The sequence below is a fragment of the Bacillus sp. YKCMOAS1 genome (assembly GCF_030268125.1).
Taxonomy (GTDB): Bacteria; Bacillota; Bacilli; order Bacillales; family Bacillaceae; genus Bacillus; species Bacillus safensis.
Map to the genome: position 1 here is coordinate 141,681 of NZ_BSEI01000006.1, position 11,880 is coordinate 153,560.

Here is an 11,880-nt window from a genome sequence, read left to right on the forward strand (position 1 = left end):
CAGTTAGACCTGTGGCTCCTGTCACTCCAGTCGGCCCTGTTACGCCCGTGGCTCCGGTTACTCCTGGAAGTCCAGTTAGACCTGTGGCTCCTGTCACTCCAGTCGGCCCTGTTACGCCCGTGGCTCCGGTTACTCCTGGAAGTCCAGTTACACCAGTTTCCCCTGTGGCTCCGGTGACGCCGGTGGCTCCAGTAATGCCGGTCGCCCCTGCGGCTGCTAATAACGTATAGTCTGGGGACGTATCTGGTGTGCCTGTTGGTGGTGCTGTGTTGACGATATAAGTTCCACCTTCATACGTCACCACTTGGCCTACTGGATACGTCGGTGCCACTGCTGGATCAAACACTACGACGCCGGATAATCCAACTCCAGTCGCTCCGGTGATTCCTGTGGCTCCTGTTACACCCGTGCCGGTGGCTCCGGTTGGACCGATTTCTCCCGTTGCTCCCGTGACTCCAGTTGCACCTGTTTCCCCTGTTGCTCCTGTTACACCTGTGCCGGTGGCTCCAGTTGGACCGATTTCTCCCGTTGCTCCCGTGACGCCAGTTGCTCCGGTTTCCCCTGTGGCTCCGGTGACGCCGGTTGCTCCAGTAATGCCGGTCGCGCCTGCGGCTGCTAATAACGTATAGTCTGGGGACGTATCCGGTGTGCCTGTTGGTGGTGCTGTGTTGACGATATAAGTTCCACCTTCATACGTCACCACTTGGCCTACTGGATACGTCGGTGCCACTGCTGGATCAAACACTACGACGCCGGATAATCCAACTCCAGTCGCTCCGGTGATTCCTGTGGCTCCTGTTGCCCCTGTTACACCAGTGCCTGTAGCTCCTGTTGGACCAATTTCTCCCGTTGCTCCCGTGACGCCAGTTGCTCCGGTTTCCCCTGTGGCTCCGGTGACGCCGGTTGCTCCAGTAATGCCGGTCGCGCCTGCAGCTGCTAATAACGTATAATCCGGGGACGTATCTGGTGTGCCTGTTGGTGGTGCTGTGTTGACGATATAAGTTCCACCTTCATACGTCACCACTTGGCCTACTGGATACGTCGGTGCTACCGCTGGATCAAACACTACGACGCCGGATAATCCGACTCCAGTCGCTCCGGTGATTCCCGTTGCTCCTGTTGCCCCGGTCACACCCGTACCGGTGGCTCCGGTTGGACCTATTTCTCCCGTTGCTCCGGTGACTCCAGTTACTCCAGTCTCCCCTGTGGCTCCGGTGACACCGGTGGCTCCAGTTATGCCGGTCGCGCCTGCGGCTGCTAATAACGTATAGTCTGGGGACGTATCCGGTGTACCTGTTGGCGATGCTGTGTTCACAAGGTACGTTCCACCGTCATATGTCACCACTTGACCTACTGGATACCCTGGCGCTGCACCCGCATCAAACGGTACGACCCCAGTTAAACCTACACCTGTTGCCCCAGTCTCTCCCGTTGGTCCTGGATCTCCCGTGACACCTGTTGGTCCTGTACCCGTTGCCCCCGCAGCGGCTAATAACGTATAATCCGCCGACGTATCTGGCGTCCCTAATGGCGGTGCTGAACTGACCACATACGTACTGCCATCGTATGTCACCACTTGACCTACTGGGTAGGTTGGTGCTACTGCTGGATCAAATGCCAGGATGCCTGTTAAACCTACGCCTGTTGGACCGATTGGACCTGCTGGTCCTGCCGGACCCGCTGGACCCACTGCACCCGCTGGACCTGCTGGGCCTCTTCTTCCTCTCCCGCCTGGCGGACCTTGAATCACACAAACACAAGGATCTTTTCCGCAGCAAGGATTTTTCACTGGTTTCCTTTGCTTTTCTGATTTCCCTTTTTTACAACTATCACATTCCCAGCCATCATCCTTATACGCATCATACCAGCTTCCTTTTTGGTAGTGGTCTGTCGAATGAGTTGGATATGTCTTACCACATTGCCTACATCTTTTCATGGAATCACCCCCATCCATCGTATTCATCATGATTTAGAAAGGTGTATGTACACTTTTATTTTTTTATTAATCAAAAGACCTTGCACTTCATGTACAAGATCTTTCTTTCATTAAAGTCTCATCGTCATTTTTAAATCTTTTCCTACCATACTATAATCCATATCTTTTGGACGGATGGCTTCTTTTAATGTTTTCGTACCTTCTCCTTCAAAGAAAGTAGGTGCATCTTTCCCTCCAATTAATAATGGTGCCATATAAATAATGACTTCGTTCACAAGTGATGCTTCTAAAAAGGATGCACTCACACTTCCTCCCGCCTCCACAAGTACCGACATCACAGAACGCTTTTTCAACATACGTAACACCGCATGAAGATCTGTCCGAATTTCTCCGCCTGTGACAAATACTTGAATTCCTTTTTGCATCAGTTGATGATATTTTTTTTGATCGTACTTGTTTGAAGTACAAATAATGGTTTCTGCCATATGATCGTTTAAACATTTCGCATGAAGCGGAATCCTTAAGGTGGAATCTAAAATGACACGAATGGGCTGTGTCACGAATGAATCTTTTACAATAAGACCTGCATCATCTTGAATAATGGTTTCGACGCCTGTTATCACAGCATCTGCTTCTTGACGTAATTGCTGCACTTCATTCCTCGCTTCTGTTCCCGTAATCCATTTGCTTTCTTGATGAGCTGTTGCAATTTTCCCGTCTAACGAAATGGCTGTTTTTAATATGACATATGGAAGATCTGATTGTATGGAATGAAAAAAAGGAAGATTTAAGCTGTCCGCTTCCCGTTTACATATCCCTTCTTCTACTTCTATCCCTGCTTGTTTCAACATCGTGACCCCTTTACCTGCTACAAGCGGATTTGGGTCATGAGTGGCAATGACCACACGTTTCACCCCGCTCTTTATTATGGCTTCTGAGCAAGGCCCTGTTTTTCCATGATGCGAACAAGGTTCGAGCGTCACATACATATGAGCTCCCTTCGCCTTATCTCCTGCCATTTGCAGCGCATGAATTTCAGCATGCGGTTCGCCCGCCTTCATGTGAGCACCAATTCCGACGATCTCACCTTTTTTGACTACTACTGCCCCGACAAGCGGATTTGGTGAGGTTTGTCCTTTCATGGCCTTTGCGTTGGCAATCGCTAGCTTCATATAAAAAACATCGTCTTTCATGTAAGTCTCCTTTCCTCTCTTTCAAGGGAAAGAACTCCTTCAGGGAATGAAGGAGTTCTATTCTCATGTGCTATATTTTTTCCATCCGTTTCTTTTCAGATCGATCATAGTAAGGCAAGGAATAAAAAAGTTTATAAGATGCTCGTTGTTTACAAAAACAGCATTTGCGACATTCATATTTATTAATGAGGAGCACATGCGGACAATTGAGTACAGACAGACCTTTTTTCATATGTTCCTTGCAAACACTTATCATGAGAATCCCCCGCTTACATTCTTTTTCTTAATGAGAGATTACTTCTTTCGGAAATTGTTCGAATAAGCGTAGTACTTCGGTATGCGTCCCATCTTCTCGAACGTGATAAATCCCGCCGTCGTATGAGCTTGCGTATACATCATTGCCTAATTGTCTGATGGCACTAATCCCATTTTGGGCAATTCTAATTGGGCCGGTGTTGACATTCAGCTCTGGATTCCACACTACGATATAGCCCCAATAATCACCGCTTACAATATAGCCAGAGTCTGTGACTGTGACCGATTTAATCGAATACTGGTGTTCGTTATGCTGGTCTAAAATTCTTCCTGTATGCAAATCAAACAATCTCACATTCTTGTCACGGCTGACAATGGCGATACGGTCTCGTTTACTATCAATAAAGACATCATTTAACAGCTCTGTCGCACCGATGTATTCCGCTTTTAAGGACAAACTCTTTTTATCTAAAAGACAGATGGTTCCTTCAACTGCTGCTGTGATGATATGATCTCCTTCTACCTTTAATGCTTTGACCGCACAATCGTGTGCTTTGGAACGGCCGATTTCCTTTAAGTGTTCTGTTGAAATGACATGTACATAACCGCCGTAAGTTCCAATATAAAATTGACGATCCTCCTCGTGGAAATACACGCTGTTGACCGGACCTGTGTTGAGATCAAACGAAACCATTTGCTGTAATGATTCATGAACAATATGCACCTGACTTGCATGGTCTCCCCACGCATAATAGCTTCCATCCCGTGCAACAGCTACTCCATTTGTTAAAACACCCGTCGATTTGGCAATTTCAATTCCGTTTTTTCTGAATTTTCCATCATCTGATGCGGTAATAATATCACCTGCATCAGTCAGCGCAATATCATTGATAGATGGTGTCGCCATTTCGATCTCATCTGATATGACTTTGCCCTTTTCAATCGACCATTCACAATATGTTTTTCCAAAGCTGGCTCCTAGTATTGACTTCTCATCCTCTGTCCAGACAAGCGAGCGCTCCCACTGATATTTATGAGGCAGCAGCGTATCGACTAAATCACCTGTTTCATAATTCCACAGCTTAATTAAATGGTCGTAGCCTGCTGTCAGCAAGTAATTGCCGCTTGGAGAAAAATTCACGCGCTTGACGCCCTGTAAATGGGCTTTGATGATTTTCTTCTCCTGTAAAGTCGCTGCATCGTAAATAATAACGGTGCCATCATCTCTGCCAAGTGCGAATACTTCTTTTTGATTGCTGCCGCTGATTGTATCCAGCTCATAATCAAACGGGCCGATTTCCCCTACAATTTCTCCGGTCTCATACAGCCATACAAGGACGTATCCATCATCACCTGTTGTGTAAGCTTTATCACCATGTATCCATACAGCTAATACATCTTTGCTATGACCATGGAATTCTCTTAAAATAGCACCCGTTTCGATATCCCACACTAAGCATCTTCTATCTCTGGACACGGATACAAGCAAAGTATCCTGCTTCGCAAAAGCGACGGCTTCTACATCATCCGCATGACCAAACAACGTGCGAATTCGGGTATTTGTGCCTGTATCATATAACTGAATGGTATAGTCTGACGATGCACTCGCTAAATACTTTCCGTTTTCAGAAAGAGATATTGAGTTAATGATATGCTCGTGACTGCCAATAAACGTTCCTTCTCCCGTCGCCCGGTTCCACTGATAAATACAGCGGTCATAGCCGCCAGTATAAACGATTTGGTCGTGCTGAGTTGATAAAACAGATGTAATTGGTCCTCTATGCATAGTTTTACACTCCCACCTTTATATGTTGTTTTTGACGAGTCACTAAACGAAAACCAGTAAATCGAAAAACGGGATCTGGGTGCTTCCCGTGTCTTCTTGCGACTCTGCATAAATCTCCACCTCTTGCGAAGGAGCCGCCTTTTAAAATGTAGTAGTCACTTCCGAGTGTTTCCGTTAAATCATCGACGACCTCGATGCCGCCTTCATATACATGATATTTGGTGTTGACCCATTCCTCGACGTTGCCCCCCATATCATAAAGACCAAATAAGGATCTGCCCTTTTCGTAATGACGGACAGGCGTCGTTTTTTCAATATTTGATTCGTGCGTATTGCAGTAAGAAGGATCAAACTCATCTCCCCATGGATATTGATTTCTCGTGTTTCCCCGGGCAGCATACTCCCATTCTTCTTCCGTAGGAATCGACACATCCATCCCCAGTTTCCCGCTCAGCCACTGACAGAACGAGAAGGCTTCCTCAATGTCCATGCCCCAAGCTGGATGATCTTTTCCCCCGCCAAGCTCTTCATTCGTTAAACTCTCCGGGTATGTCTGGCCTGTTTCATCACAATAGCTTTGATACAGTTCATTGCTGACGACCGTATCTGAGATAAAAAATTCGTTGATATACGGCTGATAGGATGGAAATTCTTTGTACAGCCATTTTTGAAATTTTTTCTCACGGCCGTAGGTTGGATTGAGCAGCTTGTCCTTCCAGTATTCTGATGCCTTTTTCATATCTTCTTCATTACTTCCAATCGTTGCATAGCCGCTTGGAATTTGAATCCAATTGATATCAGGTTTCACGCTTTTCTCCCGCCTTCTTTCAATAAACTCGTCTATTGATTAATTAATTTCTTCTCATCGACCATATGCCCTGAGGCTGCTTTTGCCTTTAAATAGGCTTCATTGTAGAGAGAGGCTTCGACCGTATGATCAAACCGCAAAACAGGAAGACCGTAAGCTGCAATAGAATCGACTTTATCTGGATTGTTCGTTAGTAAATGCAATGGTTTCCCTTTGTTTAAATAGTGCAGAACTGCTGCTGCTTCCTCGTAATGCCGATCATCATCTCCGCAGCCGATCAGACGGTTGGCTTCAAAAGTATCCAGCTGCATTTCCTGTAATTTATACGTCAATGCTTTTGCCATCAGCCCAATAGACCGCCCTTCTTGATTGGCCATATACACCAGCATGCCTTTTCCGTAATCGGTGATTTTCTTCAGCGATAATGCAAGCTGTGGACCACAGTCACATTTCAGTGACCCAAACACATCACCTGTTTGGCAGACACTATGGATTCGCACAAGCGGCGGCCGTTCATTTTCAAAGTCGCCAAATAAGAGACAAGAGGAAAAGGTTTGCTGCGCGGTACTCATTTGGACAATCGATTCGATCGTTGGTTTTGTATCCCGTTCAACACGTGCGAAGGCATACCACTTAAATGGCACTTCTTCATGTTGAATGGAAATTGGCAAATTCACAGGCCCCACGAGCAAATAGTGTTTTTCTTGAAAGGTAAAATGATGAATCATTGATTGTAATTCATCTACAAACTTGTTCATTTGTCTCCCCCCTATTCATCACTGCACCCAAATCGACTCCCATAGCGCAGTGATGGAGTGATGAATATGTGTATGCACTCCCTCTGCCTGTGTGCTCCCGCAGAAGGAAATGAATGTGCAGTGTCTCTCATCGCTTTAGACCTTGTCCATTTCCAGTACAAAGGAGCAGAAATCTTGGTTCATATGCTTTTCTGTCAGAGCAGCAAACACCCTTGATTGGCAGACGCTCGTTCTTAACTTGAACACCTCTGCTAGCTTTGAATCACTCACCTTTGTACTAGATTTTGACGGCAATGACATGATGCTGGCTTATTCCGGCCTTCGCTTGTAACGGTGATATGGATACAAGCTCCAGACCTGATGTACAAATTTTTTCGCCAAGCTGAGAATCTGAAAATGAAAAATGAAAACGACCATCTTCTCCGATTAATCCTGTTTTCCACTGTTCTCCCCAGACAACAAGTGAAAAGACACCGCCTTCATGAAGTAAAGAAGAGACCTGTTTTAAATAACGTTCATGGTCATCAGGATGTTGATGATGAAAGCAGCCATGATCTAAAATTAAATCAAACTGCATCCCGCGTCCCTGATCCATGGACCATGACATAAAATCTTGATGAACAAAGTGGACAGGAACTGTTTCTCTTTTCTGTAACCCTTCCCACTCCTCATGCTCATACAGATCGATACCGACATATGCGGAAAGCCCGCTTAAATGTTCAAGTGCACGGCCGTTGCCACATCCGATATCCAGTACAGAAGCAAGTGCATTCTTTTCCCTTGAACGCCATGCCTTTAATGACCTCACTGCTGCGTCTGTTAAGGATGGATCAGTGGACCACATATCTGTTCTTTGCTCATAATGCTCTTGGAATGCCATGCGCATCTTTTCTAAATACAATCCACTGTCTTCATGGTACAAAGCCTTTTTCATCATGAAACCTCCTTCAATTCACAATCGTCTTTTCGGGCAAAGGTGGTTTTCAAGCCAAAAACCTTATGTTAGAATGAGAGATGGATTTTTTAGGAAAATCTGTTTGTCTGAAAAAGGAGAGCAGCATCCCACATGTTCACTCTTCTTTTTCAGCATTCATCCTCCTCATATGCAGCCGTTTGAAGGCCGCCTCGCCTCAGCTTGTTCTCTCTTTTTTTCATATGAGTTCACCTCCTTCACCGTTCGATCAACTCACATCCTTTATTGAAACCGCTTTCTCTTTTGTATAAGGACTTAACGCCTTTTGACTATCTCTTGCAAAGTGTTCATAGTAGAAAAACCAATCTACTGTTTAGAATGACTATCATTTTTTTTCAAGTAAATGATTCTTTTTTTGTTTTAGTAGACACTTTTGTAACTTAAAGGCGCTTAGGCCTTGGTTTCTGCCACCCCCTTTCACTAAGTTATGCTCCGAATAAACTCGTCAGAAATTTAACAACTAATTCCATAATGACTGGAATAAGCCAAATATATTGTTTTTAGTTTATTTTGTCAACAAATTATTTCCTAAACATTAAAATGAATTTTCTAATTGAAAATACAGGTATTTTTCGTGGTTTTTTGACCTTAAAACAATCATTTCTACACAAAAATACAATTTAAACCAATAGAACTAAGAAATTTATCTACTAAATTACACAATTTTTTTATTTAATTTTAAATCAAAATAGAAAGATACAATAATTATTTCCCGAATGGTTTTTTGTGATATTTCGACTATTTTTTCTGATTCCCCTTGTTTTTCTTTGGTATAGCGGCATTTTCAATTAGAGAGTTTACTATTTATTCCATACTTCCGTATTTGTTTTTTATCGTAAAAAAGATATATGTCTCTCCTTCAGACATGGAGGCATGAAAAAAAGCCCCTTACAAAAGTAAGAGGCTTTTTCAGTTGGCGTTTACGCCCAGTTTTTCACTTTTTCATGATCTGTGACAAAGAGAAGCACTTTCCCTTCATCTAAATGTTCTTCAAATGTCTCAGCTTCTTCTTTGGTGAAACCAATTTCATGAATTTTATTGCGGAGCTCATCTCCCTTTTTACTAAAGATGTTCCCGACCGCATGTTTAAGTCCAACTTCTCTTGAGCCTATCGTATTGGCATCTGCATTATTTGCAATACGCTCTGTTCGATCATCGTCATGGGATAGAACATAAATGTCTTCTCTTGCAACACCGATTGATTTTAATTGCTCTACATCTCTTTGAAGTGTTTCATCATTTGAATACTCTCTTACAACAGGTTTCATTTTATATTCCTCCTTTAACGTCTTACGAATCTTTTACCCGTCACTTTTGACATTAAACCTTACAAGAGCACATCCAATTTGCTTAATGAACATACCATGCCTATCGACTTATTTTTGACAAAAAGCCTGTTAAAATGACTAAATTTTCTGAAATATCGTGTTCATTCCTGTGGATTTGTTGTACAATTCTTATACTGGAGGCTAGAAATGAGGGAGAGCTGATGTATTACTTTTCAGCGGAGCAGCAGTTTAATGCTTGGGTTGTCAGTGATTTGGTGAAACAGCTTTTTCAAAAGTGGAATCCTGAAGAAGCAAATACAAAGCCGCTTACATTGTTTGCCGAACAGCACTTTCGCATCTCCATTGATTATCTCTTTTCCATCATTATTAACATTGGAGATATCGAGTCAATTGAACAAGATCCACAAGACCTGTTGTCCTCATATTTGAATATCCTTTTTCCTTTTGTGACGCGCGATATGATGAAAGCCTCCATGCAAAATGCAAACGAATATTTGTTAAAAGAACGTGATGCGGATGTGTATCAGCTGTTTGGCTGTCTCCCGCCGCTCCTCTCTGTATCTTTTCAGAAAAAGTAGTCCCCTCCAATGAGATGGCGGCTGCTTTTTTGTGTGTGTTTTGAAAAGACCGTATGTTTTGAACGAAAAGAAGCATCATGTTAATGTAAATCTAGGCTGTAAGTGAAAGGGAGGATTTGACATGAGTCAACAAAAGCAAATTCAATTAGCTAAACGTCCAAAAGGATTACCTACAAAAGATGTTTTTCATTTTGAAACAGTAGATATACCTGTGCCGCAAGATGGAGAGGTCTTGATTCAAACGAAATATGTTTCTGTAGATCCTTATATGAGAGGACGAATGCAGGATACAAAATCCTATACACCTCCGTTCAAGCTAAATGAAGTGATTCAGGGCGGTGTCGTCGGAGAAGTCGTTGAGTCGAAATCGCCTCAATTTGAAAAGGGTGATTTTGTCCTTGGTTTCCTTGGATGGCAAGAATATTCCACTGCCAAAGCTGAATCTCTGACTAAAATTGATCCGTCCATTGCGCCATTGTCCTATTATTTAGGCATTTTGGGGATGCCAGGGCAAACCGCTTACTTTGGCCTGCTTGCGATTGGCCAGCCAAAAGAAGGCGAGACGGTTGTCATTTCTGGAGCCGCAGGTGCCGTTGGTTCCGTTGTGGGACAAATCGCTAAGATCAAAGGCGCACACGTCGTGGGAATTGCCGGATCTGATGATAAACTCGCTTATTTAAAAGAATTAGGCTTTGATGAAACGATTAATTATAAAACAACGAGTGATTTAGATGATGCGATTGCAAAAGCCTGTCCTAACGGCGTTGATGTGTACTTTGACAATGTAGGCGGCGAGATTTCAGATGCGGTGATGAATCATTTGAACCGTTTTGCACGCATTCCAGTATGCGGTGCCATTTCTTCTTATAATATTAGTGCGAGCGAAGATATCGGACCGCGTGTGCAAACAAAACTCATCAAAACAAGCGCATTGATGCAAGGCTTCATCGTTGCCAACTATTCAGATCGTTTTGGAGAGGCAGCGAAGGATCTCGCACAATGGGTAAAAGAAGACAAACTCACATATAAAGAAACAATCATTGAAGGCTTTGATAACATTCCTGATGCATTCCTTGGATTATTCAAAGGGGAAAATGTCGGAAAACAGCTTGTCAAAATTTCATAACAAAAAAGGCCCCTCCATATGGAAGGGTCCTTTTCTTATGCCTGCTTAGGCGCAAGGTGCAGCTGGCCTTGCTTATACACAATTTCTTCAAGCGAAAGATTCAGCTTTTTCGCCATTTTTTTCAGCATTGATTGCTCTTGAGGTGTGACAAGACTGATGACTGCGCCTTCTTTTCCAGCACGTCCGGTTCTGCCTGAACGGTGGATGTAGCCCTCTTCATTTGGCATATCTGCATGAATGACATATGGCAGGTCATCAATATCGATTCCTCTTGCTGCAATATCTGTTGCAAGGAGGAGCGGGAATTCACGCTGTTCAAATGATTTTAATATTACAGCACGCTCAGCTTTTTTTGCTTCACTATGAAGGACACCAAGGTCGACATGGTGATACGCTAATTTCTCTGCATAAATGCTTAAGTTCGTAATGTCACGCACAAAAACGAGCGCCTGCATGTCCTCAAGCCGTGATAGCTTTTGCAGTAGTTTCACTTTGTCACGCTGATCACATAACAGATAATAGTGACCCACTTTCTGCGCTTCTTCCTCGCTTCTAGCAATTTTCAATACTTCTGGTTCAGATGTCATTTCTTTGATCAGCTGAACGGTTTCTTCTTTCAACGTGGCAGAAAAACAAAGGATTTGTCTTTCTTTTAATGTGGACTTAATGATCGCTTGGATCGTTTTCATATGCTCTGGCACAAGAAGCTGATCTGCTTCGTCTAATACGATCGTTTTGACTTCATGCATTTTGAGTTTCTTGATTTTGATTAATTCTTGTACTCGGCCAGGTGTCGCCACAACGACGTTCGGGTGTTTCTTTAGCTTTTCTTGCTGCTTCTTGATGTTCGCTCCACCAATCAAGGAGACCGCTTTGATGTCTGATCCTTGTTTGAACTCTTGCACGACATCAAAGATTTGCATCACAAGCTCTCTTGAAGGTGCCAAGATTAAGACTTGCGGATGCTTGATATTGACATCAATTTTATTTAAAAGCGGCAGAACATACGCAAGTGTCTTCCCCGTTCCAGTTGGCGATTCTGCGATCACATCACGCTTCTCCGTAATCCACTCTGCTGTTTTTTCTTGTATAGCTGTTGGTTTTTCGAAGCCAGCCGCTTGAAAGTTCTCTTGAATAAATGGCTTTGCTTCTTTCAAAAATGCCCAATTTTCCGTCAT

At 43.6% G+C, this 11,880-nt stretch carries 9 protein-coding genes and 1 pseudogene; 2 read left to right on the plus strand and 8 right to left on the minus strand.

Features of this window, described 5'->3' with window-relative positions:
- From QSJ46_RS17240 to QSJ46_RS17270, 7 genes and pseudogenes are all read right to left on the minus strand, one after another.
- Positions 1–1,936 (minus strand): annotated as a pseudogene (locus tag QSJ46_RS17240) (exosporium glycoprotein BclB-related protein); the annotation flags it as partial.
- Positions 1,937–2,046: 110 nt separating this feature from the next.
- On the minus strand, positions 2,047–3,129 hold the full coding sequence (ribD, locus tag QSJ46_RS17245) for a bifunctional diaminohydroxyphosphoribosylaminopyrimidine deaminase/5-amino-6-(5-phosphoribosylamino)uracil reductase RibD (RefSeq protein ID WP_285605085.1): 1,083 nt from the start codon (positions 3,127–3,129) through the stop codon (positions 2,047–2,049).
- Positions 3,130–3,412: 283 nt separating this feature from the next.
- Positions 3,413–5,170: a WD40 repeat domain-containing protein gene (locus QSJ46_RS17250; RefSeq protein ID WP_047204201.1), complete on the minus strand. Its 1,758-nt coding sequence runs from the start codon at positions 5,168–5,170 to the stop codon at positions 3,413–3,415.
- Positions 5,171–5,174: 4 nt separating this feature from the next.
- Complete coding sequence (locus tag QSJ46_RS17255) at positions 5,175–5,978, minus strand: formylglycine-generating enzyme family protein (RefSeq protein WP_039177089.1); 804 nt, start codon at positions 5,976–5,978, stop codon at positions 5,175–5,177.
- Positions 5,979–6,010: 32 nt separating this feature from the next.
- Positions 6,011–6,736, minus strand: a complete 726-nt coding sequence (locus tag QSJ46_RS17260; RefSeq protein ID WP_039177087.1) for a GTP cyclohydrolase II — start codon at positions 6,734–6,736, stop codon at positions 6,011–6,013.
- Positions 6,737–7,013: 277 nt separating this feature from the next.
- Positions 7,014–7,670, minus strand: a complete 657-nt coding sequence (locus QSJ46_RS17265; protein WP_269772993.1) for a class I SAM-dependent methyltransferase — start codon at positions 7,668–7,670, stop codon at positions 7,014–7,016.
- A gap of 959 nt (positions 7,671–8,629) precedes the next feature.
- Positions 8,630–8,977 carry a YflT domain-containing protein gene (locus tag QSJ46_RS17270; RefSeq protein WP_039177084.1) on the minus strand — a complete coding sequence of 116 codons (348 nt, stop codon included), beginning with the start codon at positions 8,975–8,977 and terminating at the stop codon, positions 8,630–8,632.
- 221 nt (positions 8,978–9,198) lie between these two features.
- Between QSJ46_RS17270 and QSJ46_RS17275 the strand changes: the two genes are divergently transcribed.
- Both QSJ46_RS17275 and QSJ46_RS17280 read left to right on the plus strand, forming a co-directional pair.
- On the plus strand, positions 9,199–9,576 hold the full coding sequence (locus QSJ46_RS17275; protein WP_039177083.1) for a YfmB family protein: 378 nt from the start codon (positions 9,199–9,201) through the stop codon (positions 9,574–9,576).
- A 121-nt stretch (positions 9,577–9,697) separates the two neighbouring features.
- A complete protein-coding gene (locus QSJ46_RS17280) occupies positions 9,698–10,702 on the plus strand; it encodes an NADP-dependent oxidoreductase (RefSeq protein ID WP_047204203.1) in 1,005 nt (334 codons plus the stop codon).
- A 35-nt stretch (positions 10,703–10,737) separates the two neighbouring features.
- On the opposite strand, the gene QSJ46_RS17285 is transcribed toward QSJ46_RS17280, so the two are convergent.
- The gene (locus QSJ46_RS17285; protein WP_047204204.1) at positions 10,738–11,880 is read right to left on the minus strand and encodes a DEAD/DEAH box helicase; all 1,143 of its coding nucleotides are present in this window, start codon (positions 11,878–11,880) and stop codon (positions 10,738–10,740) included.

Coding starts and splice junctions, on each gene's coding strand:
- QSJ46_RS17260 (WP_039177087.1), bottom strand. CDS start 6,736: ATGAACAAGTTTGTAGATGAATTACAATCAATGATTCATCATTTTACC.
- QSJ46_RS17270 (WP_039177084.1), bottom strand. CDS start 8,977: ATGAAACCTGTTGTAAGAGAGTATTCAAATGATGAAACACTTCAAAGA.
- QSJ46_RS17265 (WP_269772993.1), bottom strand. CDS start 7,670: ATGAAAAAGGCTTTGTACCATGAAGACAGTGGATTGTATTTAGAAAAG.
- QSJ46_RS17285 (WP_047204204.1), bottom strand. CDS start 11,880: ATGACGGAAAATTGGGCATTTTTGAAAGAAGCAAAGCCATTTATTCAA.
- ribD (WP_285605085.1), bottom strand. CDS start 3,129: ATGAAAGACGATGTTTTTTATATGAAGCTAGCGATTGCCAACGCAAAG.
- QSJ46_RS17275 (WP_039177083.1), top strand. CDS start 9,199: ATGTATTACTTTTCAGCGGAGCAGCAGTTTAATGCTTGGGTTGTCAGT.
- QSJ46_RS17280 (WP_047204203.1), top strand. CDS start 9,698: ATGAGTCAACAAAAGCAAATTCAATTAGCTAAACGTCCAAAAGGATTA.
- QSJ46_RS17250 (WP_047204201.1), bottom strand. CDS start 5,170: ATGCATAGAGGACCAATTACATCTGTTTTATCAACTCAGCACGACCAA.